The organism is Haloarcula sp. 1CSR25-25 (assembly GCF_032027985.1).
Taxonomy (GTDB): domain Archaea; phylum Halobacteriota; class Halobacteria; order Halobacteriales; family Haloarculaceae; genus Haloarcula.
On the sequence record NZ_JAHYBW010000007.1, the window covers coordinates 11,215 to 37,051 of the forward strand.

Annotated in this window: 21 protein-coding genes and 1 pseudogene; 15 read left to right on the forward strand and 7 right to left on the reverse strand. The window is 57.3% G+C overall.

Annotation, left to right across the window (positions count from 1 at the left end; genetic code table 11):
* Positions 1 to 43: 43 nt before the first annotated feature.
* From KZ498_RS17950 to KZ498_RS17965, 4 genes are read right to left on the reverse strand one after another with little or no spacing between them, the layout of a single operon-like run.
* Entirely contained in the window at positions 44 to 3,868 is a 3,825-nt protein-coding gene (locus KZ498_RS17950) for a hypothetical protein (RefSeq protein ID WP_312620601.1), read from the reverse strand.
* Positions 3,865 to 4,485 (reverse strand): BREX protein BrxB domain-containing protein, encoded by a 621-nt coding sequence (locus KZ498_RS17955; RefSeq protein ID WP_312620603.1) that lies wholly within the window; start codon positions 4,483 to 4,485, stop codon positions 3,865 to 3,867. Before KZ498_RS17955 ends, KZ498_RS17950 begins: the two co-directional genes overlap by 4 nt.
* Positions 4,482 to 8,228, reverse strand: coding sequence for a hypothetical protein (locus tag KZ498_RS17960; RefSeq protein ID WP_312620605.1), 3,747 nt, complete (start codon positions 8,226 to 8,228; stop codon positions 4,482 to 4,484). The genes KZ498_RS17955 and KZ498_RS17960 overlap by 4 nt, the downstream gene beginning before the upstream one ends.
* The gene (locus KZ498_RS17965; RefSeq protein WP_312620606.1) at positions 8,228 to 9,064 is read right to left on the reverse strand and encodes a BrxA family protein; all 837 of its coding nucleotides are present in this window, start codon (positions 9,062 to 9,064) and stop codon (positions 8,228 to 8,230) included. The genes KZ498_RS17960 and KZ498_RS17965 overlap by 1 nt, the downstream gene beginning before the upstream one ends.
* A gap of 101 nt (positions 9,065 to 9,165) precedes the next feature.
* Here KZ498_RS17965 and KZ498_RS17970 point away from each other — a divergent pair, with 101 nt between their 5' ends.
* Complete coding sequence (locus KZ498_RS17970; protein ID WP_312620608.1) at positions 9,166 to 11,301, forward strand: Piwi domain-containing protein; 2,136 nt, start codon at positions 9,166 to 9,168, stop codon at positions 11,299 to 11,301.
* On the opposite strand, the gene KZ498_RS17975 is transcribed toward KZ498_RS17970, so the two are convergent.
* Positions 11,298 to 12,374: a hypothetical protein gene (locus KZ498_RS17975; protein WP_312620610.1), complete on the reverse strand. Its 1,077-nt coding sequence runs from the start codon at positions 12,372 to 12,374 to the stop codon at positions 11,298 to 11,300. The genes KZ498_RS17970 and KZ498_RS17975 overlap by 4 nt on opposite strands.
* Positions 12,367 to 12,834, reverse strand: coding sequence for a hypothetical protein (locus tag KZ498_RS17980; protein ID WP_312620611.1), 468 nt, complete (start codon positions 12,832 to 12,834; stop codon positions 12,367 to 12,369). Before KZ498_RS17980 ends, KZ498_RS17975 begins: the two co-directional genes overlap by 8 nt.
* A gap of 247 nt (positions 12,835 to 13,081) precedes the next feature.
* Between KZ498_RS17980 and KZ498_RS17985 the strand changes: the two genes are divergently transcribed.
* Together KZ498_RS17985 and KZ498_RS17990 are read left to right on the forward strand one after the other, a co-directional pair.
* Positions 13,082 to 15,667 (forward strand): PD-(D/E)XK nuclease family protein, encoded by a 2,586-nt coding sequence (locus KZ498_RS17985; protein WP_312620612.1) that lies wholly within the window; start codon positions 13,082 to 13,084, stop codon positions 15,665 to 15,667.
* Positions 15,664 to 18,513 carry an ATP-dependent DNA helicase gene (locus KZ498_RS17990; protein WP_312620614.1) on the forward strand — a complete coding sequence of 950 codons (2,850 nt, stop codon included), beginning with the start codon at positions 15,664 to 15,666 and terminating at the stop codon, positions 18,511 to 18,513. The genes KZ498_RS17985 and KZ498_RS17990 overlap by 4 nt, the downstream gene beginning before the upstream one ends.
* 151 nt (positions 18,514 to 18,664) lie before the next feature.
* Here KZ498_RS17990 and KZ498_RS17995 read toward each other — a convergent pair.
* Positions 18,665 to 19,303 (reverse strand): annotated as a pseudogene (locus tag KZ498_RS17995) (IS6 family transposase).
* Between the two features lie 149 nt (positions 19,304 to 19,452).
* On the opposite strand from KZ498_RS17995, the gene KZ498_RS18000 reads away from it, so the two are divergent.
* From KZ498_RS18000 to KZ498_RS18055, 12 genes are all read left to right on the forward strand, one after another.
* A complete protein-coding gene (locus KZ498_RS18000; protein WP_312620616.1) occupies positions 19,453 to 19,932 on the forward strand; it encodes a hypothetical protein in 480 nt (159 codons plus the stop codon).
* Between the two features lie 156 nt (positions 19,933 to 20,088).
* Positions 20,089 to 20,445 (forward strand): hypothetical protein, encoded by a 357-nt coding sequence (locus KZ498_RS18005; RefSeq protein ID WP_312620618.1) that lies wholly within the window; start codon positions 20,089 to 20,091, stop codon positions 20,443 to 20,445.
* 115 nt (positions 20,446 to 20,560) lie between these two features.
* Positions 20,561 to 21,097: an SWIM zinc finger family protein gene (locus tag KZ498_RS18010; protein WP_312620620.1), complete on the forward strand. Its 537-nt coding sequence runs from the start codon at positions 20,561 to 20,563 to the stop codon at positions 21,095 to 21,097.
* Positions 21,098 to 21,119: 22 nt separating this feature from the next.
* A complete protein-coding gene (locus KZ498_RS18015; RefSeq protein WP_311173314.1) occupies positions 21,120 to 21,371 on the forward strand; it encodes a hypothetical protein in 252 nt (83 codons plus the stop codon).
* 60 nt (positions 21,372 to 21,431) lie between these two features.
* Entirely contained in the window at positions 21,432 to 21,896 is a 465-nt protein-coding gene (locus tag KZ498_RS18020; RefSeq protein ID WP_123622907.1) for a hypothetical protein, read from the forward strand.
* On the forward strand, positions 21,893 to 22,162 hold the full coding sequence (locus KZ498_RS18025; RefSeq protein WP_311173313.1) for a hypothetical protein: 270 nt from the start codon (positions 21,893 to 21,895) through the stop codon (positions 22,160 to 22,162). Before KZ498_RS18020 ends, KZ498_RS18025 begins: the two co-directional genes overlap by 4 nt.
* A gap of 79 nt (positions 22,163 to 22,241) precedes the next feature.
* Entirely contained in the window at positions 22,242 to 22,784 is a 543-nt protein-coding gene (locus KZ498_RS18030; protein WP_311173312.1) for a hypothetical protein, read from the forward strand.
* Between the two features lie 144 nt (positions 22,785 to 22,928).
* The gene (locus KZ498_RS18035; protein ID WP_312620623.1) at positions 22,929 to 23,318 is read left to right on the forward strand and encodes a hypothetical protein; all 390 of its coding nucleotides are present in this window, start codon (positions 22,929 to 22,931) and stop codon (positions 23,316 to 23,318) included.
* A 12-nt stretch (positions 23,319 to 23,330) separates the two neighbouring features.
* Positions 23,331 to 23,717 carry a hypothetical protein gene (locus tag KZ498_RS18040; protein WP_123622915.1) on the forward strand — a complete coding sequence of 129 codons (387 nt, stop codon included), beginning with the start codon at positions 23,331 to 23,333 and terminating at the stop codon, positions 23,715 to 23,717.
* 70 nt (positions 23,718 to 23,787) lie between these two features.
* On the forward strand, positions 23,788 to 24,186 hold the full coding sequence (locus KZ498_RS18045) for a hypothetical protein (protein WP_312620624.1): 399 nt from the start codon (positions 23,788 to 23,790) through the stop codon (positions 24,184 to 24,186).
* Positions 24,187 to 24,189: 3 nt separating this feature from the next.
* On the forward strand, positions 24,190 to 24,612 hold the full coding sequence (locus KZ498_RS18050) for a GNAT family N-acetyltransferase (RefSeq protein WP_311173310.1): 423 nt from the start codon (positions 24,190 to 24,192) through the stop codon (positions 24,610 to 24,612).
* A 481-nt stretch (positions 24,613 to 25,093) separates the two neighbouring features.
* The gene (locus KZ498_RS18055; protein ID WP_311173309.1) at positions 25,094 to 25,834 is read left to right on the forward strand and encodes a DNA methyltransferase; all 741 of its coding nucleotides are present in this window, start codon (positions 25,094 to 25,096) and stop codon (positions 25,832 to 25,834) included.
* Positions 25,835 to 25,837: the final 3 nt, after the last annotated feature.

Here is a 25,837-nt window from a genome sequence, read left to right on the forward strand (position 1 = left end):
CCCCGGCCACTAAGCGAGGGTGGAAGGCTACCCAGTGCTCAGTTCAGTCCTCGAGCAGCACGATACTCCCGTCCTCCAACCCGTCAAGTCGCTCGTTAACACTCTGTATACGCTCCAGCACCTTCTTCGCCTCTGAAAGTAGCTCGTTCACACGTTCTTCACTCGGTCGCTCATCAGCATCAACAGTTGCCGTAACGTCACCGGTCACCTCGGCGTTCGGAAGCTCCTGGCGAAGCTCTTCAGCGACCATCTGAAGTTCGGCCCACGCATCCCCGCCCGTAATCGGGTCTTTTGCACGCTCGATGAGTTGGCACACACGTCGCTTCGAGGGTGGCCGTGAAGCCGCGAGCGTAGTCTCGACGGACTCTGTCGTCGGTGACTCTGGGTGGTCCTCGCGCAGCTCTTCGCCTGCTGCCCGTAGCTGCGACCAGAGAGCCGAACCGTCAGAGTCGTCGAGGAGGTCGCGAACCCGCTCGTACGTCTCGGCCTGTTGGACGACAGCAGAGTCGACGACATCACCTTCAGACAGATCCTCACCGGCCCACACAGCTTCGAGCACGTCCTCCAGGTCGCCAAGCACGACGTCGTCGAACTCATCAGTAGCACCATCGACGATTCCTCGAACGTCGTCCTCGTTCGACCGTAGCCACGCGCTCAGATCGGCACAGATGGCTTCCGGGTCAGAGTCAGCGACGGTCTTACCTGTGATCCGCCGGTACTGCGCCGACGTTTCGTCGGCGCGATGCCCCTTCGTGTCCTCAAGCCGTGACTCGACCGTCGAAACGCTGGGGATAGTCTCACCTTCCGCTGTCGCTCGCATACTGGCAGTGATCGACGCGTTCGGATAGAGCGAGGTCATCGTGTCGAGCTCGTCGCTGAAGCGTTCCCAGAGTGTCGTCCCGTCTTCGCTGACGCCGAAGAGTTCACGAGCGTTCGCGAAGGTCTTCGCCTCCTCGAGTATCGTTTCGAGGTCATCCTCACTTCCAAGGTCGGACGTGGAAAGCTCGTCCCCGCCGAGGGCTGGGTCGACCGTTGCCTCGAAAGCGCTGAGCGGCACATCGAACTCACGGCTGGCGCCTTTCAGCGTCCGCTTGACAGTCGCACTGTTCTCGTTGACCCATTGGCCGAGCTCGCCCAGCCACTCGTCTGGTCCGTCACCCGACGGCTGTTCTTCGAGTACCGTCGTAACGAGCTCTCCCACCGTCTTCGGATCGATAATCTCGACGCCGAAGCGGACCTGGAGTGAGGTCAGTCCCCCTTTGGTCCGCACTTGTCGGCCGATGGCGGCGGGATCAGACACGTACTCCGTATCCTGCTTGAGCGCGACTGACTCGTTGGAGGTCGCAAGTGTGATGAGCAGCGCCGCGATCGACTCCTGTGGCGTCCCGCGGTAGTCCCCGTTGGCAGTCTGAGTCTGCTGGAGGAGTGTCTCGACGTCGACGGATTTCTGTGCCTCGTACGTCTCGATGAACTCGCGACACCAGCCCGTATCTGCAACTTCTGCGGTGGCGGTGTCGACACCAAGCATCGCGGCGTCCGCGTCCGAAAGAGGCCACTCACCGCTCCCGCGGAAGAACCTCGCCATCGCCTTTGCGTCGTCGACCTCGACGAGCGGCCGCGAGAGCGTCTTCCGAGACGATCCGAAGACAGCGTTGACCTGGTCTTCGACGACGCTGTCAAGCACGCTCGAGCGCGCACCACGGTGTTCGTGTACCGTGTACACCGACGCGTCTTCGAGTATCTCCGTCACCGAGGATTCGAGGCGGCGTTTGTCGGCACGGTGTTCGCGTTCGAGTTCCTCGTGAGATTCGGTCTCCTCGTCTAACACCTGCCCCATCCCGATGACGTTCCGAATCCGCTCCAGCATCGTCTCCGGAACGTCGACGGTGATCAGGATGTGTTCGCCACCATCGCGACCGTTGTTCACGTCCTGCCACGTCTCGATCTGCTCCGAGACAGTATCGTGATCATCGGCCAGCACACGAACACGAAGCGCGTCGTACTCGGGTGACGGTGCTCGGTCAACTGGTTCGAGGATGGAGTACTCGTACCGTAGTGGGACGAGGCGCTCGTCGCCGACATCGACCTCGTGGCGGCTGCCGTCACTCCTGAAGAACGCGTCGTTCTCCCGCAGCCGCGTTTCCACCCACGCCGACAGCTGATGCGGCGAGATCTTTGCGGCCTTGTCCTGGGCGCGACTGAGGATGCTCTCCTGTTCCTCGGAGACGAGCGTGTACACCTCGTCGCCTTGGTCGTTCGTCTCGGTGAGGGCCTTCTGCTTGTCGACGAGCGTCTCCAGTCCCGATTCGGTTCGCTCGACGACGTCGTCAACGGATGCCGTGACGTCGTCGACCATCAACCGGCCGAGGTTCTCTGGGGTCGACGGGACAGCGGGCGTCTGGTTCAGAAGGTAGAGTCCTTTCGCGAGGCGGACTTCCCACGCATCCTCGTCACCGTCGAACGTCGGGACGAGCGTGTTGTCGATCATCTCCTGGACCCAGAGCGGGAGGTACGTGGTCTCCTCGACCAACAGGTCGAACAGAACGTCCCACGTCACGAGTGCCCCCTCCGCTTTCGACGCCCATCCGAACTTCGTGAACAGCGACCGAACGAGGACGAGCAGTGCTCGACCCTGAATGTAGTCGCGATCGGTCGACCGTCCCTGTGTGATGAGTTCCTGCATCACCGCCCGCAGGAGCGACAGGTCGTACTCGCGGAACGGATAGGACTCGACTGGGTCCGGATCCGCGCTCGTCACCGACGAATACGTGTCGAGTGAGAGATCGGGCATCGACGCCACCAGTGACTCGACACGTTCGCGTCCCTTGGGGTCCGACTTCTGGAGCCATCGCTTCCGGACGATGATCTCAGTGTCCGCTCCTTCAAGCCGTACCTGTTGATGCGTCCAGTGATCTTCGGGCGGCTCACCGATGAGACTCTCCCGTGTATCCGGGAGGGAGTACTGTCCGGTGGTGACCACGACCGGGTTGGGCCCACGCTGCAGTGCCTCCATTGTGTCCTCAAACTCACGATAGCGATGGCGACTGTCGCCGACGAAGAGCGCCACCTCGTCTAAGCCGAGCAGCAATTCGGTCCGTTTGCTGCCGTCGTTGAGAGCCTCCGTTGCAGTCTCGACCCGTGAAACGAGGTCTTCGGGATCGAATTCTTCTGGATCGACATCCGCTTCTGCGGTCTCGATGGAGGCTTTCACGCCCGAACGACTGTTGAGTTCCGTCCCGGATGTCTCTTCCATCGCCGGCAACGCCTCGTAGAGCCAGCTGCGGAGGGACGCCCGTTCGGCGAGAACGTCGTCGAATGTTTTCCCGTCATGCTCGAACGCTTGAAGGGCCTCCCAGACCCCATCGTACTCCATATCCAGGGTCCAGGCCCACTCGAGCAGCCAGTTCGGGTCGGTCGGATATCCGAGATCCCGACCAATCGCCTCGAAGATGAGGAACGGCAGCGGCGGCTCTTTCGACGCATCGCGGTCAAGCAGGTTGAGGAAAACTGGCTTGAGGCGGTCGGCGTGAGAGTTTGTGATTGACTGCTGGAGTTCGTCGAACCCTGGCCACTGTTCGGCCAGTCGATCACCTAGGTAGGCGAACTCGGATTCGTCGTCGGCGAGGAGGCCGACCAGCTTCAGGAGGTGGGTCTTCCCGGAACCGAACGTCGCGTGGATGTAGAGGAACCGCGCGGCCTCACCGGGATGCGTCTGGATAGCTTCGCCGAGCGTTTCGAGGACCTGCTCGGCACTGTCGGTTTCGTAGAACTCTCTCACGTCGGTCTCGGCTCGTTCGCGAGCGTTGACTTTCTGTACTTCTTCGAGCTGTCGCGTCGGATCGCTGTGGAAGAGGTCGTCGATAGTCATTGGAGATGCACCCCCTGGATCTGGCCGTCAATCTGGTGGGCGGGGTAGTAATGGCGTGATTCACCGCCGAAGAAGCTCAGCTTCCCGCCGACGACGCCCCCCGGGAACGGGATTCCGATGGTGGACTTTACGTTCCGACGGTCAAGCTCGTCCAGCAGTTCCGATGCACGCGTGAACGGATACAGACTGCCGAGATTGAGCAAGAGCACCACATGGCTCTGGGTCTCCAGCTGGGCTTCACTGAGCTCGTGTTCGATCATTTGCTGAACGAGCTCTTCAGCAAGCCGGTCTTGCATCGTTTCCTCGATACGCTCACCTGGCGACGTATCGCCCTCGAGTTCAGCCAGGGGTTCGCCCAGGTCGACGAGGAGTTTGTACACATCGGTCCGTGGCAGGAGTTCGTCAAGCCGGATCGGCTGGACGGTTACGTTGTCTGGAATCTCTGGGGCTTCCTTTCGACCGTCGGACCAGGTCGCGAGCCTATCTGCGACCCGATGCTCGACTGCTGGGTCGACAGCAGCGATGACGAACGGGTTACGAATCCCGTGTTGCCCCTGAGCGAACGTCCGTAGTTTCTCCTTGAATTCACGATACGGCGACGAACTCGTCTGGCTCATCGAATAATCACCCCTTCGTCAGTCTCCTCGATCTCAAGATCTTGCTGTTCCACGAGACGCTCCAACCGCCGATTCAGTTTCTGCCGATCGTCAGGAACGATGCCGATTTGATCGACGTCGTCCGGCGTTCGATCCCCAACGATCGACGACAGTTCATCGAGCCGGCCATCCAGTTCACTCGGGCTGTACTCGATAGTTTCAGCGAGCGGCTCTAACTGCGCCACGTCGTCAGTGATCTCGACGATATCGTCTGAATCAGCATCGGTAGACAACACCGTGATCGCGCTCTCGATGGTTTCGTACCACTGCTGGAGGTGGCGCATCGGAGTGATGTATTCGCCTTCGAAGGCGACGTGGACGCCTGCGGGGAGATCAGTAGCTGGGAGAATCCATGGATGTTCCTCAATACGACTGACTAGTTCACGCAGGCCTCGTTCGTCAACGAACGCGTTCCACGACCTCTCAAGTTCGGGTGCTAGGTCGGGAACTAATGCTCCGGAGAGTGTACTCCACCCATCGGTCGTCCACCACTCCCCATCGAACGATGAGACCGCAGATGAGCGGGAATCGATGGAAGCTTGAGCGTCCTCGTCAATCCAGTCGAACTGGCGGTTTCGAATCGTTAGTACCGCGTCGAGCTGGTGTAGTGTCGAAAGACGCCGGTTCCAGACGTCGGTTACCTCTTCGACCCACTCTTGGGCCTCGTTGGTCTCGTCGATGACACCCTCGATACCGTCATCTTGTGACTTGACGGTTGAGATGCGATTTTCGGTAGTATTGATTCGTTCTGCCAGCTCATCAGCAAACGCATTGAGTAAGCCAGCGACTTCGTCGGTTCGCACGTCGGTGTCGACGACTAGCGTGACGTCTTCGCGAAGTCCGGTCAGCTTCGAGCGAATCTGCTGATTAGCTTCTTGGAGGTGGATGAGACCATCCGCGACCGTTTCAGTCGTCTCCTTGAATCCACCCTCTTCCAGCAGCTTGCTCAAGTTTGTGCGTGGAAGGAGTTTCAACCTCGTCGTCGAGAGGCTGTCGAGGTCAAGGACGGATTCGTCCTCCAGCGTGTTTCCGTCTTCGTCGATTGGCAGTAGTCTTCCCTCCCGACAGAACCCCCAGATGATCGCACAGAGAGCAGGCCGGGCCTCGTCGTAGAATGGCTTCTCCTCGACGATTCCGTCGAGAACGGTGTTCATATTGAGTCCTTCGTCGCGGCCTTTCAGCTGCCGGCCGGTGAGGGACATTACGTTTCGTTGAATCGTCTGTTTACCCTGCCCACCATTCTGGTTCGACGAGGGGACTTGGATTGTTCGTGCCCACGGCGGGAGCGGTGCATCGCTGTCGAGTTCGCGTAGTTCTCGTAGCCGACTTCCGTCGACCTGGAGCATCATCGGGTGGAAGTCGTCGGGATAGGCGATGTCGACAGTGGCTTGGATCGCCTTCGAGAGACCACCGATGTCCGTCCGATCTTTCACGCTATAGGAGCCACTCATCATTGCGCTCGTCAGCTTACTTCGGACGGCGTTGGCACGCTGTTCGAGGTCACGCTCGACGGCTGGTGGGGCGTCACGCGTCGCAATTGCGTCGCGAAGCGCCCACCACTCAATCATTCGTTTGCGAAGATCTTGGAGGCCATCCGTGTCGATCTCCCAGTAGAGCGTGTCCTCGTCAGTTTGCTCTGGTTCTATGTCTGGGCGGACGCCCTGCACATCGACGTCGATGTCTAGCCCACCTTCGGCTTCAATACTGCTCTCGAATGTTGTCCCGTCGAGTCCGAAGTGATACGAAACGGGGTACTCGTCACTGGATTCTCCGTATGGGACTGACTCTGGTAGCGATAGGTCCTGGGTGATGCGATTCCAGAGATGTTCGTCCAAGGTGTCGACGACGTCGTCCCAGTCGGGGTCGGCTTCATTCTCCTCGGTCTCGTCGTAGATGAGGCGTTCTTCCTGTGTCGCGAACCGATAGCGAGGCCCACTTTCGTCTTGCGTCGGTCGAATGAACTTCTGCAGTCGATCCAGTGATTCCTCGACCCGATTGGTCGTGCTAATCCACGATTGGCCGTTCAGGTCGTCCATGACGGCGACCGCGATATTCCCCTCGTTCAGGGGAACGATTTCGTGGACGTGCTGGAGCAGGAGTACGGCCTTCGCAACGTCGAGATCGAACTCTTGAAGCTCACTTTCGTCGTCAGCTACCTCGTCAGCGATGCCGGTCGTCTCTTCGGCGCCCTCGACAACCCGCATATCCTGCGGTAAGATCTCACGGAGTTCAGGCTCGATCAACTCGAAAAAGTCGACCAGCGAGACGATCTGGTCTTCCTTGCCCTCGTCGACCCAGTCGTCCAGCAACCCGTGCATAAGCGCGAGGATGGCACGGGCAGTCCCCGAGAAGATCGATTTGGCCGGGTCGTTCGCCTCCCGACGGAGATTGAACAGGATTTCGAGGAACAGCGGCGCGTGATACGGCAGGAAGGGGTAGAACTCCACGAGTTCCTCATCATCAATCGCATCGAGTGGCGGCTTCGTGTTCTGTTTGATTTCGTTGTACACGAGCGACTCAGCCGGTTTCACGTCGGCGCCGTCAAGGACTCGCCGAACCGCGTCATCGCCCGTCTCCGACTTCTGGAAGAGCCGGCGTTTGGCGATGTCCCCGACGTGCTTGCTCGGGAGCTGATACCGGTGCGGGAACCGGTCTTTGACGATGCTGAAATCGGCCCCGTGGGCCGCGAACTTGGGTTGGACGTCTTCGATTTTTGCCTGCGCCGTCGCGACGAGCTGAATGTCGCCGTCTCCGATGTTGTCGACGTTTTCCGCGAGTGTCTGTAGTTCGGTGAGCCGCTCGAAGTCGGTTCCAATGAAGAGGCTCACCTCGTCGAGCAGGAGGACGAGCTTGACCGGTTGCTCAAGCTCCGCTTCACGTTCCTGGCGCAGCGTTTCCAGTCGACTGACAACCTCCTCTGGGTCAATATCAGAGGGTTGGAGGTCGGTGTAGCCATCGCGTGTCCCCGTGACGCCCTCGAACAGCTTCGGAAGCACAACATCGGATAGCGCACTGTACTCCTGGACGTCGGTCCAGAGGCCGTCAGTTCCCCACTCGTATCGCGGTTGATCCGGTGTCACTCCCTCGACGACAGATGCAGCTCGATCCTCTCGTTCCGGCCAGGCGTCGGTCGTTTGATACCAATCTTCGAAGTATGCGACGTCAAGCTGGGAGGACAATCCAGTCGAGACCCCGTTATTGACGCCCGTGAGAATCGGATTCTGGTGGGCGTGCCGGAGAACGATTTCACTAAAGCTGCGTTGCTTCTGACCCTGATACTTCAGCAGGTTCACTGAGACAGGGATGACGTGATATTCGGAATGAACCGATTCCCACTGGGTTCGGAGCGTATCGAGGTCTGCACTCGCCGACGCATCCGGGACGAGGTTTCTCCAAACCTCGTCGGAGCGGTCTTGGAGCCACTGAGTATCCATCAGCCCATCCAGAACTGTGAGGAGGTGGCTCTTTCCGCTCCCGTAGTAACCGTAGAGCCAGTAGTTCGACCCCGTACGCATATCCTCTGCTTCGCCGAGCAGTCGTTTGACGAAGTCTTCGAGGAACCGCTGGGAGTCAGCCGTAACGTGATATGACTCGATGGCTTGTTTCCGGTGACGTTTCTCGTCTGCAGATTGGTCCTCGCGGTCGATGCGTACCGATTCCTCGAAGTCCTCCGGTAAGTCTTCAAACCATGTTGCGTCGACCATTATTCAGCTCCCCCACTCGTAATCGATGAGTACGGCTCGTCGGTCGGCCGCAGTTGGAGACTTCCATGGAGCTCGACAAACTCCCACGCTTCCGTCTCTGCTGCCCGATTGTAGAGTTCCTCCCAACGGGCGCTCGGCTGGAATAGGTACTGGAGCCCAGTTGGTGATTCGAACCACTCTTTGTCGCCTTCCTCATACGAGTAGCCCATTGCGACGAGGAGTGGCGTATCTCCTAGTGATGGTGGATCACCGACGACCGTTTGCTGATTCTCCAGGACGCCGATTTCGCGCATAACTGACCGCAGTCCTTCGCACCATCTCTCTGTCGTTGAGTCCGCATAGTCGAACGGTGTCTCGTCAGTGTATTCGAACTGGGTCAGAATAGATGTGAGTGTCGCGTTAGAGAAGTCAAGAGGCTCGGGAAAGTCCTCCGCAAGGCGTCGGGCATATTCGTGGACGGCATATCGAACGAGCGCGTCATCGGCGACCAGATAGAGGTAGAGCACTTGGGCTTTGTCTCGCGATGACGAACAGGTATCCAAAACGGCGGGAAGTTCACTTGGATTAGGGAGGGTGGCAGGTGCGTTTTTGAATCGTGATGAGAGAACGCGGTATATTTTCTGGGAACTCCCTTCCGTACTGCGGTTCGCACGTCGTTCCTCAAACCAGATATCCTTGACCTGGTTCCAGTTCCCGTGTTCACGGTACAACCGAGCGATCTCTTCTGCTCGATCAGGTAGGAGGCCGCACATGGTCAAATCCATGTTGACCTCTTCGGGAGAGAATGTGCGGGAAAGAGACGGCGGTCCGTTATCGCCGTCCGGGAGAGTGTTCATACGATGATGGAGTCAACCAACCCACTTTACTATTTGTCATTGAGATACATTCGGGCTACGCGACCGGTATGATTTTGACAATGGGCGGACAGTCTCGAACTATGGCTAGCCATCTGAATGCATTCCCCATCGATGTCTCCCAGATTGACGTCGCTATCTATGAAATCTCTCCCCAACCGACAACACCGGCCTGGAATCGTCTCGACCAATTGGAGGACGACGTAACGTCCAGTACCGGTGGGATCGGTGTCCGGTACCATGTCGGCGACTCTTGGAAGATTGTGGCCTGCGGTGTGACCGATCCTCCGTCACAGGTCACTGACAGCGATAGCCAACTCACCCTTACCGAATCCACGGTTTGGGACCCAGATACGGACGGCGATCCTGACGTGATTGCAGAAGCCCTCGAAACAGGGCTCAAAGACTTTCTCGCTACGCATCGTGGGTACTGGAGTGAAAAATACAACCGGGTATTCCAGTACGCCCCCTACTCGTCTGAAGGCAGTTACAACATGCACCTCGGCTACAAGATATCCGTAGAATACGCGGATGGGTTCCAGCTCTTTCTCGATCCGACATTCAAGTTCCTCTCCCAAAAATCGTTGAAGGACTGGATCGACCAAGTCGGGATCGAGACGGTACAGGAGCAGTTCACCGGCGAGCGGTTCATCATGTTCAGCTCCCGGACGAGCTATGTCACGCTGGAATCAATCTACGAAGACCGGACAGTGATGGACGACACCGTGTACGGCTCGACAATTTACGAGCTCAATACTGAGTCACCGGCACCGCAGGCAGACGACGTCGAAGAGACGGACCCGCTGTGCGGGGTCACGTATTCGAATAATCCGAAGGAGTACACCGTGTCACCGGCCCTACTCTACGGCACCCCCGGGAGCAATGACGTGTTGAACGAGTCTGCGATCATCACGCCGTCTCAGCGGCGAGACGAGATCCGGGCGCTTGCCAGGGACGTATCGTTCATTCAGGTCGGCGGCCAACAGTTCAGTCTTGGAGACACCGAACTGGCCGGGGATATTGAACGGTTCCAATATCCACCCCTCGAATTTGGTGGTGGCCATGTGTTCGACCCACAGTCACTCGGCGACCTGCCGGACAAGTGGGAGTGGGAGAACGAGATGCAGCGGTTGCTGGACGAACACGGTCCAGTCTCACGGGTACGTGGCGAACGTCATATCGCGTTTGCACATCCGGACAGCTATCCGGAAGTTCCTGAGGAGACGTATCGAGATATCCAAGAGCATTTGCAGCAGTATGCGAAGATCACGGCTCCTGGCCCGGTCGGCCCGATCGAATACACGGACCGCCGGATCTGGAATGACTGGGTTGCCCAGCAAGGCGACCAGATCGACGGTCTACTGGCCGCCTTGGCAGAGGAGTCTGACGATCGGTATTATTCGCTGGTCAATGATGTGGACGGGAAACCGGTCCAACACTTCACTCCATCTGCGTTGGACGAACACCGGGATAGCAGCCTGTTCAACGTCGCGATGGGACTTGCGGCCAAGATGGGTGTCAGGCCGTTCGTCCTCGCCGACCCCCTGCACACGGATATCGTGATCGGGTTCGACGTGAACGGGTTAGAGCAGACCTCAATTGGGGCAGTCACCCTTGACGGGGAATCCGGGGATGTGATCACGCAGACGACAAGCGGGTTCAGCGCGGGTCAGAGTACTGCCGCGCCGGAATTCGAGACGAAGTCGGCACTCCGAAGCCAGATCACGGAAGCCGTTCAAGAAAAAGGAACCATATCCTCGGTCGTGATCCATCGGGGTGGGATTCTGAAAAACAGCGAGGAATCAGCGATCCGAGAGTTGATCCCGGAACTCGTCGAAGAGGGCACGCTGCCGGAAGACGTGCGATGGGGTGTGGTTGAGGTGAATGCCGATACGCCGCACCGAATCTTTGACCAGGCGTATGATCTACAGGCACCGACCGGTGCCTATACGACGATCGGTGGCAGGACCGGGATAGTGGTGAATGGAGGGTATCCGTATGTGTGGCAGGGTACGCCGCGCGCCACGAGCTGTACGTTGGCGGCTGCGAATTGTGACTGGGATATCACCGCGTTGACGCAGGACGTATTCCGCTTATCCTTCTTGAATTGGGGGTCGCCGGGTAGTGTGAATATGCGGCCACCAATCTCGACGGATCTGGCGACAGAGCTGGCGAAGATGTTCGAGAAATGTAACGAGATCCGGTATCTTCCGTTCTAGTCTGTATTGAGGAGATCCTGGTTGATGCGGGTACGCTTGGTAACGGTCTCAGATATGTCTGTGTCCGGATGGGTCAATGCTGTGGAGAGCTGCTCGGTATCGGGGGTGAAGAACTGTTTGGCGTCGTCGATTATCGCGTTAAGGAACTGGTCGTTCCACCAGTCTGTGTAGGTCGGGGTGCGCTTGGAAGAGAGCTGGTTTAGGTGGTCCCGGAATGTGGCGGTGTGTTCGTGGGCGAGGCAGTGGAGTTCATCCGGGTAGTCGTCAGCCAGAATGTTCATGACGTGGTGGTAGCGGAGGGCGTCCGGCGGGTGCTGATGTTCTCTATGAATAGAGGGAGTTAGTTTATACGGATTATCGGAGAACAGGCGCCGGGTGAGGCTGACCGCGTATGCGGGGCCGAACATAAGTGTTCCAACGGTGTCGCAGTAGAGTTCTTCGTACCAGTCTCTGAGAGCATCGGCAACGGTTTGTTCGCGATTATCGAATTCGCCAGCGATCCGCCTTCGTTCCTGATTGACGGCATCTGGTAGAGTGTAGCTGTCCCGGTAATCCATGGTGACGTGCCCGATCTCGTGCCCGATCAATGGGGCAAACTCGGTGAACGACGCTGTGGAGACGTTGCGGGGGAGCCAGAGGCCGTATACGGCTGTCGGAACAATTCGGACGAGAGCGGTCTGGTTCCAGTGGATGGGAATGATGTCGAAGTCGATTCCGAGCGGGTGGCAGAGTTCATCGACGACTGTGCGGACGTTGTCGAAGACTGCCGTGCTGTCCGTTACCTGGGTGGTGTGGAGTTCGTAGTAGGAGATGATCTTCTCGATTTTCTGGAGTTTGCTGTGGGCGTCCCAGAGGTCGTTACAGATCTCCTCGTAGAAGTCGTCAGTGTTGTCGGAGAGTTCGGAAAGGGTTTCGATGTCGTACTGGATTTCGTCAAGTAGGTCGTCGAAATCGGCGAGCAACGGGTTGAAGACGTTGTCTGGGGTGGGAACGCCGTCGTCAGCGAGACGGGTGGATATGTAGTCTCGGCGGTGTTCGAGGTCGGTGAATTCCTGGTCGACCGTGTTAGGCAAAGTTTCCTCGCAGTGCCTGTTTGTTCTCTTCGACGGTTTCGTTGGCGACGTCGCGGATGTCCTCTAACTTGTCTTTGAGGATGTCGAATTCAGTGTCCGACAGTGCCTGGGAGGGTTGAGAACTTTCCTGAAGATCTTGGAGATGAGTGTTGATCTGATCGAGGTGGGGGCGGATAGTGTCGTCGGAGTCGAGCCAGGCGTCTTTCACGCCGGAGTAGAGCGGCTGGAGTTCTTCGTCCGTATAGTAGGGATCGTGGGAAATTTCGAGCAGGCGGTCGATAATGTCCTGGGTGTCCTCAAGTTGTTGTTGGAGCCTGTCCCAGCCATAGCGGTCGATGGCGTTGAGCCGGATGATGGAGATGGCTTTGAGGGTTTGGTTGAGACTACGGCTGAGGTCCGTATATGTCTCTTTTTCCCGCTGAACCCTCCAAAGACTCATTAGTAAAATGTTCCCTTCCATTTCACTTATAGCTTGTGAGGGCCCCTAATCCCCTATTTTTCGGGGTTCTACGGTCTAAAACGGGGGTTCGAAGGGCTTTCTTCTCCAGGTGACGGAGAACATTCATTCCGTCTTCTTAGGGAGGGATGAAGGAGGCAGGGAGCAACAGAGCGGAGATATCTTTGATTCGGCTGTACGGTGGACCTCAACGCAAAGCGAAGAGAGATGCTGACAAAGATTTAACCGACATCGCTGACCTTCTACGTGCGTGCCATTTCCCCGCGCCAAATCGCCACTCCAACTCTACGACGAAGTCAAATCGTACGACCGGGTAATCACCCCGGACGGACCGCTTGCGAGTGCTCTCAACCGCCACCTCGATCGTTCGCATCTTGGTCCGTTCGCGATCCCACCACGCCGACTTGCAGTCGGTCGACGCCAAGAATCCGAGGACCGTCTCGCTTTCCTCGGTATGCTTGATCACGAGGACTTCTCCTGGAAGCGCTGTGCATACGCGGTTGGGAATATCCTCCAGTGTTGGGAACACCGGGGGTCACACGACGCCATCTTCGAGTATGACGGCTACGTCGATGACGCCACCGAACGAGCTGTGGAGCGAATCGCGGAACTCGAGACCGCCTCAATGAAGCTCACAAACGAGACCATCGATCCGAATCTCGACGTGGTCGTCGTCGAACCGGCGATGCTCACCCAACTCGAACGAGCGTATCTGCCTGCCGAGTACGACACGGTCGACCTCTTCGCTGATACCGAGTTCGAGCTCCCGCCGTTCCGTATACACGATTCGCCGACGGCGATCGTCGAGACCATCGTCGATTCCGTCGATGACGAGAACGTTGATAACGTCGGGATTGTTCTCGACCAGGAAAGCGAGTACTCACCGCTTATCGAGTCCGCGCTCGAAGCGGCCGATATCCCGTTTTTCGGCGGGCCGGGATTCACAGATCGCAGCGAACATCGGTTGTTCCTCCACCTCCTCCGGACCGCCCACCGGGGGATTGATACCCGAATAAGCGAGATCCGGTCGCTGTTGACGGTCTTCGATTGTGACGTCGTCGACGCTGACACAGACAAGCGACTGCACGAGCTTGACGATGGAGATCTCAAGTGGCTGATCGACTTCTGCCACGATGTCCAAGAGTACACGTTCTCGGACGCCCTTTCAGTGTTTGAACGCCACGCCGACGACACGTTGGATGCCTTCCGGGAGGAACTGGAGACACTCACCATCGCGGACGAATCCATCACGGAAGCGCGCCTTGACGATTTGTCGTTCTATCTCCAGACCTACGAGGTGCCGGTCGATCGAGAGAACGAGGGCGTCTTGCTCGCCGACGCGAAATCGGCGTCGTACGTGGGTCGTGAGGTTGTCTTCTACCTAGGGCTTGACGACCGCTGGACCCACTCGGCACCACGTCGTCCGTGGGTCGACCAGGACGCCCAGTTTACACGGAATCTTAAGAGCTTCCAGCTGCTGTTACAGAGCGGCAGCCAGCAACACTATCTCGTCCAAGATGCGACCGGCGGATCACCCGTGACGCCGTGCCTGTACTTTGAAGAGCTCCTCGAACCGGAGTACGACCGTTTCTCCGATCTACCTTCGACAAGTCATCAGATCGAAACCGCAGCACGAGCTGGTGACGGATTCGAGAACGAACCTGTCGGTGTGACATCCGACCCGGTCGAGACGATCAGCAAGTCGAGTCTCAACACCTACGTGAACTCACCGCGAGACTACTACTTCAGCCGGATCGTCGACGGTCCGGAGAAGGCGTATCTTACCGAAGGCAACCTGCTCCACGACTTCGCGGAGTTCTACGTCAACCATCCGGACGCAGTTGGCGAGGAGACACTCTCGGAGGTCGTCGAACTTATGCTCGAGGACGTCCGTCCGCTGGTTCGCTCCGTCGACGAACGGACCCGGCGCACTGAATATCGTGCGAGCCTCGAAACGATCGTCTCATATCTTGACGCGAACCAGCCGACCGAGGGCGCGTTTCTGACGCCGTCCAGTGGCGGTGATAATGCCGTCGCTGCTCACTTCAATCGGGATGTCGACTCCCCCGTGACTGAACGCCGGTTTACTGACGAAGAACTGGGCATCAACGGAATGATCGATCTCGTTCAGTCGGAGCGAGACCTGCTCGACTACAAGAGCGGTAGCGAGAGCAGCGCCACCTCGATCGTCAAACACGCAGCGATTGACGAGCCGACAGACGAGCCTGACTTTCAGGCTGCACTCTATCTCACCTATTGGCGATCACAACGTCCGGGTGACCAACTCTCGTTCACCTTCTTCTACGTCACCGAACTCGTCGACGACGTGATCGCCGGCGACGCCGACATCGACGACGCGTTGACGTCTGTAACATACTACCCTGAATCGCTCACCGAGCACGTGCAACGTGAGGAGTTCTTCGAGTATCTCCGTGAGGAGGGGGCACAGAAGTGCCAGAAGATCCTCTCGAAGATCGACTATCAGACATACGCCGCGCTCTTCGATGCTGCGCCGCTTGTCGAGACCACCGACAGCGACGAACTCATCGAATCGGAGTTCGGAGAGACGATGATTGACCGGCTCGAAGCCGAGATTGGCGAGTACAAGTACGTGACAACAGGGAGCAAGCAGGTGATGCGAGCAATCGTCGACCGACAGAAGGGTGCATTCTTCAAACGTGATCTCGATGCGTTCGAATCGTTTGTCGACGAGCGACTGACGGAACTCAATCGACGCCGCACTGGCGACGAGGCGTTCCCAATCGAGGGGCTCGCCGGTGAGCCGAACTACCGACGGGTGGACAATCGTGACCTTCTGTTAGAGGGTGAAAAATGAGCGGCGTCGACCCGAACCCGGAGCAACGCGACCTCATCGAGGCGACTGATGGCCTCTATCTCGTCGACGCGGGTGCTGGCACCGGGAAGACGTTCACCGTTACCCGGCGATACGCAAACATTGTCGCCCAAGATGGCGTCGATCCCGAAGACGTGCTGTTGGTGACCTTTACGAACAACGCGGCCGAGGAGATGCGAGAGCGGATTGTGCGTCACAGCGAGTACGGGATGCGGGAACTCGCGAACGCGCCTATCCAAACGTTCCACTCGCTGTCACACGACTTGCTCGACGAATACGGACACGACGCACCGATGTCCCTCGGGATTGATGAGACGATCACTGGCTCGACACGGATTATCGAAGACGAAATCATCGAACAGGCGCTGTTTCGTGAGTTCATCGGCCAGTTCATCGATAATCGCCCGGAGTATGACGAGTTCTTCACGGCACTGTCGGAGACGTCGGAGCTACTCGATCTGATCAAGGAACTGTCCGCAAAGGGTGTGTTCCCCACTGCGGATGGCTGGTACCGGAACAGCGAGTCACACCTCGATGGAGATTTTGAGTCGTTCGAGACACTGTTCACCGACCGGAATGAACCACGGAACGGCGGGAGCAAGCAATCGAAGCTTCGAAAGAAGCTCTATCAGTATGGTGAAGATAAGACGTATCTCCCGAAGGCGCCCGCAAAGTGGGACATCCGCGGCGATGGCAAGCAAGTCCCGGCGGACCTCGCTAAACGTGTCTTCGAGGAGGACCGAACGGCTCTCAAGCGGTTCGTCCACGACGTATATCACGCCTATCTTGAGTTCGCGCTTCGGCGGAACTACCTGAACTTCGGGTTCCTTCAGCTGTTCGCGTTCGTGCTTCTGTGTGAGGATCACGACCTCCGAGAGCAACTGGGGTACGAGTACGTGATGGTCGACGAGTTCCAGGACTCCAGTGAGATCCAGTTTAAACTCACGCTGCTGCTCGCCGGCACGAACAACATCTGTGTGGTCGGCGACTGGAAACAGAGCATCTACAGCTTCCAGTACGCGGACGTCGACAACATCCGCGAGTTCGACGATCGCCTCGAACGATTTACCGCGGAGCTGAATCGGGACGTAGATCGAGTCACGTTCCCGACGACGCCGGTTGACGACAAGCAGCTGACGCGGAATTACCGGTCGACGCAGTCCATCTTGGACTTCTCTACCCACGCGCTGACTGCCCGTGCGACAAAGAACGAATCTCTGGATGCGGAGGCTATCTCCGAGCAGGTTACACCGCTGACTGCCGATACAGATCGAGCTGATAGCTACATCGAGGCGCTCACGAGTGGGGACGAACACGAGGCCATCCTTGCGAAGATCGACGCGATCGTCGACAACGACGCCTACGCCGTCGAAGGAGACGACGGCACGTATCGTGCTCCGGAGTACGGCGACATCGCCGTGTTGACGCGAACCCGTGATTTCGGCCGGGAGCTGCTCGATACGGCGAGTACGTTCGGTCTGCCGATGGCCTACGAGGGTGGGATCGAGGTCTTCCGGACCGACGCCGCGAAGCTGGTGTTAGCGTGGTTGCGTATCCTCGAACGTGACGCTGAACGCGGGTGGGCACTCGTCCTCGAAGAGGCTGGCTACACGATTGACGAGGCGAAGACGATCATCGAGCGTGAGGCGTACCCTGAAGCAATGGTCGCATTCCGAGAGGATCTACAGGATTTGGAGACGTTCGGCGGCGTCGCCCGACGCGTGTTCGAACAGTACGGCCGTTCCGGCCCGACCGCAGACGTCGTCCTCGACACTATTCAGTCGGTCCACGGGACGACGACGTTCACCCGTGGAGAGCTGATCCGATTCATTGAGGAGGCGATTGCTGATGGGAGTACACACGACGTCGACGCCGGGGCTGGGACGAACGCGGTGACTGTCCAAACGATCCACGCGACGAAAGGGCTCGAATACCCGATCGTCATCCTCGCAAATATGAACGCTAACAAATTCCCGTCCTCCGGTGGCAGCGGAAGCGATATTGCCTATACCGACCCGATTGGCCTCCGTCAGCGGAAGGTGTACTCAGAGGACGCACACGACGTCCCACACGTCTACGACAACTGGAAGACAGACGTTCTCAATCGCTGCCTCCCACAGAACTACGACGAGGAGCGTCGGCTCCTCTATGTGGCTGTCACGCGCGCTGAGAGCCACCTCGTCTTGACCGGTGGCGTTGACTCGAATTCGTTTCTCGATGCACTCCCCGTTGATATCGAAGATGTCGAGCCCGACCTATCTGCGTTCGACCCCGAAGACGGCGAGCATTCGACGTACACGGTCGATATTCCAGAGCCTGATGGACCGGCAAGCTACTCACCGCACACCTTCATCGATGACGCAGTCTTCGAAGGGAATACCGGCGGCCGGGGAATGGAGTTCGGGTCAGACGTCCACGAGTTTGCGGAACGGTATGTTCTCGGTGAAGCAGTCGAAACCGGCGATAACCCTGACAAGGAGCACGTGAAGGCGTTAATTGACTCACTCGATGGTGAGACGAGAGCCGAGATCGATGCGTTCCTTCCGCTTACCGTCGACGGCGAGAAGGTAACGATCGGCGGCATCATCGACTTGCTCCACGTGACATCTGACTGTGTTGAGATTATCGACTACAAAACAGACCTTACAACCCACGCTGAGGCCGAATACCAGAAACAACTCAGTATCTACTACCACGTCGTTGCCGATCAATATCCGGAGCGGTCGGTCACTGCGTCGATTTTCTACACCGACGACGGTGACCGAAAGGAGATTGATCCCCTCAGTAAGGTGGATCTTCAAGATCTGGTGTTAACATACAGAATGTGAGCTTTTCCGGCATCTAGAAATTGGAGTAAGTCAGGTGGTACTGGCTGTTCTGTGCCTGTTATAACGTATGAAGCCCGCATATTCTATTCAGCAGGGCCCCTAACATTCGATCTCTATTTGAGAATATTTAGGGTGTGAGAAAGCGGTCGCGTTAACTTTGGCGTGAATTGTGCCGGACGGCGAGAGCTTGGAGCCACGATTCAGCTGTCTTCCGCTCGACATGGCTGAAACTATTTGCAAACGATGAGGTTCGTCGTTCTATTTCTCAGAAGATACGTTCGATAGCGTTCCGATTCCCATGTAAAATCATCTGGAATCGATAGCCCTCTTCGACGAGGACGTTCACCAAGTAATCGGCGTCATCAACGAGAAACTCGACGTTGTCCAGCTGATAGCGACGGTGAAGATCCGACAGAAACCATCGCGTCGTCTGTTTCGTTGTCGTCGAAAAGAGCCTTACGTGGAGGATTTCGTTCGTTTCCGGATCGACCGCGCCGTACAGCCAGTAATCGTCGCCGTTGACGCGGATCACTTTCTCGTCAACCGCAATCTGATCCGCACTTACCGCCGAAATCGGCTGTAGTTCTGCCTTCTGCATCCACTTGTGAATAGCGACGTGGCCACGCTTGACTCCCAACTCATCAAGAAACTGACTGTCATCCCTCATTGACATTCCGGCGAGAAGACACCGGATGCCAACTTGAATCGCCCACTCGGGAGTCCGCTTACGCTCCACAAACGACAAGTCGATCCACTGGATACACACGGTGAGGCGTTCGATTTTGGACATAGAGCACTCGAACATCGAACGCCTCATCCTCTAACTTAACGCGACCACACGTCGGGCAATAGTTTTCTTCACGCGGGCCATCAACTACGACCCAGTAATTACTAACAAGTTTCCAGCACTATACGAAATTGATGACGGACTGGCGATGGATGACTGACACTGGCGCGGTGGGCGAAATGCCCGTCAGAGTCCTTCCAAATCAACAGGCCAAATTCCTTGATCTTGATTTCTTAGAGGCCGTTCAAGAGGACCAAATCAGATATGAACAGGCGGTCGAGACACAAATTGCTCCAGGCGACGTGTGTATCTTTACCGCCAGTATTAGCGATGTCAACACCAAGACGGAGCCAACGATAATCACGGTCGAAGTGCTGGACGTCGGGTTCATCCAGCAAGCGGGAGAGAATCGCACCGAGATTGATGAAATGATGGAGCATCTTGATGAAGCACGTCAGCGACGGCAGGAACAACGGGTCAACGAGACCTGTGCCAATTGTGCTTCTATTGAGAGCGACACCCGATTGTCTGTAGAGCGAAAGCAGGGGGGACGAGATCTACATTACTGCGCGCAGTGTGGTCGGTTGCTCTCTACCGAAGAGTATCAAGAGTGGATAGAGATTCACGATTAGCTCGAATTGAGAAACCAGTTAGTGACAACGGCGACTCATCCGCGGTCAGATTGATCCCGAGACCCTTCTCGGCTTCGAGCACGTAGTCAACATCTTCTTCCAGCATCTCTACCAGCGTTTTTTCGACCCCTCGAGAAGTAGAGGATAGAACAACCGATGACCGACACGGATAGCCCACATTCGTTCGAGCAGCTCCGCGACCAATTCGAAGACGAGTGCGTCCTCACCGCGCTTGATCGAGCAGACCGCTCTTCAGAGGGCGAGACCTTGGAGGTTCTCTTCCTCGATGATGAGTCTGGCCGGATCTACCGCGTCCTCAACGCAACTCGTGGCGCACCTGACTCAGGCTGGTTCGTCATCGCCCTCGCAGGACCGAACCCTCAAGACGGTTTCGAGCGCCAGCGTCGTATCCACGACTCCGACACCCACCGAGTCCTCACCATCCAGGTCAAGGAGAACGACCAAGAAACGGGAGCTCGATCTGCAGAACCTTGCTCCGAAACAACCGAATAGCGATCTCGACTTACAGAACGCCCACAACGGCATCGCAAGCCATCACGTGCATAGATGAGCGATCTGTGAAGTGGGTGTTTTTCACTCCCCTGCCAGCAGGTGGAGGAATCATATCGTGAGTTCACACTCCACCGCAGCGACCGGAGACGCATCCGACTCGTCCCCAACGCTGCCCCAGAGTACTGACCGACGTGACGAACGCGCTCGTAACGAAACGATGGATGTCGCACTCCTCAAGCAGGGCGGCATCTACTCAGTCACTGGCGAGTCCGGGGAGACCTACACTGTCGACCTCATCGACGAAACGTGTACTTGTCCGGATTACCAAGACCGCGATCCAGAGGGCGGCTGTAAGCACGTCCGACGTGTCGCTATCGAAGTTGAAGAAGAGACGGTCCCCCGCCCCGACGGGAAACTCCCGACATCGGCACTCACCACATCAATCCAAGAGGACGACGACAACGACGTCCGTGAGGACGCTGACTACCAGCAGGCAGAAGCCGCCATCATCGACGTCATCCAAGACCGCGAGGAAGAAATCGCCCGGCTTCAGTCAGAGATTGAGGCGCTCGAATTCGTCACCGACACGCTCGAGGCCATCCGCAACCCTGACGAGGACTTTAGTCTCGACGCGATTCGTGACCAGCGATAAATAACTTACAGCTCCACACGCTATGAATTCGTCCACTCACCACGATCGAACAGTAACCATCGACATACAGATTCCCCTTGGTGCAACAGAGGACCTCGACGAATCAATTCCAGCCGACATCTACGCCGACTGGCTTCAAGAACGCCTCAATGAGGGACTTTCCGATCTCTCTGCCACCCCTGACCATCCCGGTGTTCTCGAGGTCGACGTCGACGCCATCACGGTAACCGAAGTCACGAGGCACGAATCGGGCCCCGCTTACCGCCCCAAGTAACTACTATTTCGAGCCCAATTTTTCTTCTCCGTTACAGGCGCGAAGAGGTTTCAATAACAAATGACAGACAGCACTCGAGACGAGGACTCCGTTGCCTCACTCCTCGTCCCTGACGACACCTCACAAGCCGCACTCATCGAACTTTTCGACACGCTGGAACGTGCCGGCTTTGGTATCGCCCTCCGCGATGGCTACGACTCCCAAGACGCCATCGCGTACGACCTCACCAAGACCAGCTCGCTCAACGATATTGTTCCGTCTCCCGGCTCGCCCGAAGACTACGACGCGGCCTATCGAGAGATGCAAACAGGCATCCTCAGTGGCCCAGCCTTTGAAGCCGCTATCGCCGTTCTCGCAGCCCATACGGCAGTCGCAACGCAACACCTCATCGACGGCGAGCGCGCAGATCCAGACATCGACGATCTAGATGAACGCTCACTCGAGTCGGCAATCTCTGAAACCGAGACGCAGATCACTGATGCCCTGTACGAACGGGCCCTAGAGAACGTGGAGGTCGACGTATGACGTCTGAAAAGAACACGCCGGTTCCGATGACCTGCCCGGAGTGCGGCGGCCGGTCGTTCTCTTGGATCATCGAAGAAGTCCAGTTCGGCGACATCCAGAAGTACGAGGACGGTACTTTCGAAGAGGTCGGTATGAAGCGCGGTGAGGTTGTCGGAAGTGACGTTGAAAATGAGGGCGTCTACTGTACGAACTGCGATGAGCGCCGCGATCGCGACGAGCTCGTTCCGGACGACGAGGTGACCGCCATCAACCAAGAGAGCGCGTGATTATCCCTTTCATCCCGTCGCCGGAGTAGTCCTGACTCACCAACACCCCCGGACTTCCGTCGTAACCTGATCTGATACTATGTCCAACGCATCCACCACGCCATCCGACGACACCGATTCGGCCGCACCGTTCGCCACTCTCAGCCGGCTTGCGTACGCCCACGTAACGCACGCCCCACTCCACGAACGCTATATGCCCTCGGGCAACTTCGAGGCTGTCGGCAAGCCCGGCGAATTCGGTCCGGTAGACCCCGAGACTGGGGCTGAATATCGCGCTCTCGGTGGCCTCAATCATCAGTACAACCGCGACTACAAGGTCGGTAGCTCATATCCAAAGACTGTCTTCGTTTACGCCGAGGATGCCTCCGGTGAATCCCTCTCCCATAATGCACTCGAAGCCATCCTTGATGATCGGAATCTCTGGTCGGATGCACTCACAACCGTCCTCCTCCCGAAAGGTATCGAAGAAGACCAAGCAACCTGGTACTCCGCGTTCCAATTCCGTCCCCCGGAGCGCGCACCGAGCCTCCGCCGGGTCAAGCGCCAGCTCGACCGCGTCTTCGACGACGCAGAGATCTATCGCGAAGGCCCGTTCCTCGATGCTCGAATCTGGCACGAGTAGTCGCACCACCTGTTGTTTTTCGCCCCCATCAGAAGTGAGGTGCACAAAATGCGATCGTTCCTTCCACCGTCAGAATTCGATCTCTCGGATCTCCCCGAGAGGCTCGATGTCGAACAGCAACTCAAAAACCGACAGGGAGTCCATATGGCGTTTGCGACGACAGCCCTCACGGTCGACATACTCGGTCGTGATCAAGGCGAACGCCACGATGCCCTGAAGGGACTCATCCAAGCGTGGGACTACATCGCCCGCCAACACGGCGAGGACGTCCACGTCGAGTACACCGGGAAGCCGTGGCAGTCACTCAACATCGACGTCGTCAACCGCACCGACGAGCCCGCAGCAGGAGGCGAGATCAAGCAATACGGTGTGCTCAACACGGAACGAGACGTCCTCCTCAAGCTTGGTCAGTTCGGCCCGACACTCACAACGAACCGTGAGAAGGCGGCCAAGCAGGCACGGGCGGACAGCCACCTCGAACTCGTCGAGGTCAAGAGTATTCCGTTCGATCAAAAGAACCCACTCTCGCACTAACCAAAGGAGAATATGACCTCAGAACCCCAGCGCCAGCTTCCCACCGAAACGTCCGACGCCGTCTCCGCACACATCGCCGCTAGTGAAGAGGCCAGTGACCTCACCTTCCAAGACGCCATCGAGGCGCTCCGAGAAGGGATCGATGGCTACGGGGACCGGGTTCACGCAACGGCCGAAGTCCTCCGTGCCGTCGACGACCTCGGAGTCCCGAACAACATTCTAACCCACCCCCGTGTCGAACAAGGTATCTGGCGATACAGCCACGACGCAGACACCGTCCGCCGCGAGATCGAGATCACCATCGAGCGCGAGGCAGACGACGACGTCACCGTCGACGAGATTGTCGCCGCTTATCGCGTCGCCGCCGCCCGTCTCGACACGCCTATCGACGTGGACTAACCCACCACGTCCTAATCCGCTAGTAGCCCCGCGGGGTGTCAAACCCAGCAGCTCCCTTCTCAAGCCTTCCATGACAGTCATCGTCATCAACATCAAAGAAGAGCGAATCGACTCCGAAGATCAATCTCCCTCAGACGTTCTTGAGTCACTCCTCATCCCCACCAAATCGCCGGACTATGATACTGTCGGTTCCGAATACGTCCAGAAACTCCTCCGACAGCTTCCGTCCGACGCACTCAAAATCCGGCAATCAATTCATGAACCGGACTGGGGATTCGGAGAGCCCTGTCCCGTCTGTGGGACCGAAGCCCTGAGCGCTATGACGGTCAGCGAAGACATTTACAACTCGAGTCACGGCGAGTTCGAGTTCGTCGAGACTGGCGACGCGAACGGTCCCGTCCTCTCGGTTATCTGCCCCGAGTGCCGGACGTACCTCTCGCACGTCCCATACCAAAATCTGACCACTTGACCGATGGCATCCATCGACACCGATCCCGATATTACCGTCGGATACTCACGGCTCTCGCCAAACGCCGTGTGGTGCTTCTTCGACGAGATCGACGATGTCCCGAATCTGACCGCCGCCGAAGAACAGGGAGAGGCGTGGGAGGCCCTTCTCGACGGCGACCGCATCGGAACGGCAGTCGTCGGTACCGTCGGAACGTCGTTCCTGAGTCGAATCATCATCACACCGAACGCGCGACGGATGAGCGTCGCGACCGCAATCTTCGACCGCCTCCAAGACGTGTATTGGTGCCTCCGCTGCCGCGTTCACAAGGATAATCAAGCTGGCATCAGGCTCGTCGAATCCACCGGATTCCACCGGAAACGGAAGGGTCGCTACGGCGAACTTTGGTGGTACGATACACAACTCGACAACGTCGACGACAAGTAACCCCTGGGTGGCTTTCTCCCGTCCCAGGACCGTGCAGACGTATGAATCCAGAACTCGTCCATCCATGTGGGAACATCACGGCCGTACTCCCGCTGCTTGACCCAGCCCAGCAGCGCCGCTATCAAGACGCCCTCAAGCGACGGGCCCGCGGCCACCTTCCACAGCGGTTCGACGCTTGCGCCGGCCGCGACGAGGCTCGCACATACTACGAGGGAAAGCCGACACCCCCATCCGGACGGCTAAGTGTGCCTCACCGTTACGGATGCCGATGAAACCCCCGTTGGGCTGGTACTCCCCACTTCCGCTCGAGACGCGTTTAGGGTACACTCTGAGGCGTTACAGAGGTCCCAGTCACTTATCCAGGGGGGGTGACCATCACCTAGTTGGGGTTACCAACGTCTGTCCCGATTCCGTGTTTGCGCTGGGACCAACGAAGGAGACCACCAACGACTATAACTCGTCGCGATGTTTCGACAAGTAAATGCCGAACAATCTTGAAAATGAGTCAGCGGAAGAGTCATCCGCAGACTCAGAGGATATCGTACTCTCCTCGTATGTTGCGTATAATCGGAAGGTCTTTCCAAAAATAGTTGACCTCCACGTTGAGGACGGGGCAACTATTGCTGACGTGACTTATGGACGCGGGAACTTCTGGACCGACGTGCCGGACGAGAAGTACAAAGTATACAAGACAGATATCGACCCTGAAAAATCACCAGATAGTGAAGAGGGAGTCGATTGCCGTGACCTCCCCTACGAAGATGGTGAAATCGACTGTGTAGTGCTAGACCCTCCCTATGCAGAAGGATTCTTCCGGCGAAATAAAGACCACCTTGCAGGGAATGGCTCACATTCCAATTTCCGATCGAATTACTCTACAGGTGATGTGCATACCGGGGGGTCGAAGTATCACCAAGCAGTCTTAGACCTCTACTTTGAAGCGGGGAAGGAAGCCAAACGAGTACTTAATGATGACGGTGTTTTTGTGGTGAAAGTTGGAGATGAGGTGAGCTCAAACACCCAATACTTGACACACATCCAGATAACAAACTTTTACGAGAGAGAGCTGAGGTTCTACACGAAGGATTTGTTCGTCGTAGAACGTCACAACAAACCCTCTGTTTCCGGAATGCACAATCAAGTTCACGCACGCAAGAACCACTCTTTCTTTATGGTCTATAAAATGGATGGAGAGCCACAGAATATCCTCGAAACAAGTTGAAGA

Bases quoted from the DNA above. Each gene is read 5' to 3' on its own strand.
- KZ498_RS17990 (WP_312620614.1), top strand. From the start codon at position 15,664: ATGAGCGGCGTCGACCCGAACCCGGAGCAACGCGACCTCATCGAGGCG.
- KZ498_RS18000 (WP_312620616.1), top strand. From the start codon at position 19,453: ATGACTGACACTGGCGCGGTGGGCGAAATGCCCGTCAGAGTCCTTCCA.
- KZ498_RS18040 (WP_123622915.1), top strand. From the start codon at position 23,331: ATGACCTCAGAACCCCAGCGCCAGCTTCCCACCGAAACGTCCGACGCC.
- KZ498_RS18005 (WP_312620618.1), top strand. From the start codon at position 20,089: ATGACCGACACGGATAGCCCACATTCGTTCGAGCAGCTCCGCGACCAA.
- KZ498_RS18035 (WP_312620623.1), top strand. From the start codon at position 22,929: ATGGCGTTTGCGACGACAGCCCTCACGGTCGACATACTCGGTCGTGAT.
- KZ498_RS18020 (WP_123622907.1), top strand. From the start codon at position 21,432: ATGACAGACAGCACTCGAGACGAGGACTCCGTTGCCTCACTCCTCGTC.
- KZ498_RS18050 (WP_311173310.1), top strand. From the start codon at position 24,190: ATGGCATCCATCGACACCGATCCCGATATTACCGTCGGATACTCACGG.
- KZ498_RS18055 (WP_311173309.1), top strand. From the start codon at position 25,094: ATGCCGAACAATCTTGAAAATGAGTCAGCGGAAGAGTCATCCGCAGAC.
- KZ498_RS18030 (WP_311173312.1), top strand. From the start codon at position 22,242: ATGTCCAACGCATCCACCACGCCATCCGACGACACCGATTCGGCCGCA.
- KZ498_RS17970 (WP_312620608.1), top strand. From the start codon at position 9,166: ATGGCTAGCCATCTGAATGCATTCCCCATCGATGTCTCCCAGATTGAC.
- KZ498_RS18015 (WP_311173314.1), top strand. From the start codon at position 21,120: ATGAATTCGTCCACTCACCACGATCGAACAGTAACCATCGACATACAG.
- KZ498_RS17960 (WP_312620605.1), bottom strand. From the start codon at position 8,228: ATGGTCGACGCAACATGGTTTGAAGACTTACCGGAGGACTTCGAGGAA.
- KZ498_RS17950 (WP_312620601.1), bottom strand. From the start codon at position 3,868: ATGACTATCGACGACCTCTTCCACAGCGATCCGACGCGACAGCTCGAA.
- KZ498_RS17955 (WP_312620603.1), bottom strand. From the start codon at position 4,485: ATGAGCCAGACGAGTTCGTCGCCGTATCGTGAATTCAAGGAGAAACTA.
- KZ498_RS18025 (WP_311173313.1), top strand. From the start codon at position 21,893: ATGACGTCTGAAAAGAACACGCCGGTTCCGATGACCTGCCCGGAGTGC.
- KZ498_RS17965 (WP_312620606.1), bottom strand. From the start codon at position 9,064: ATGAACACTCTCCCGGACGGCGATAACGGACCGCCGTCTCTTTCCCGC.
- KZ498_RS17980 (WP_312620611.1), bottom strand. From the start codon at position 12,834: ATGGAAGGGAACATTTTACTAATGAGTCTTTGGAGGGTTCAGCGGGAA.
- KZ498_RS18045 (WP_312620624.1), top strand. From the start codon at position 23,788: ATGACAGTCATCGTCATCAACATCAAAGAAGAGCGAATCGACTCCGAA.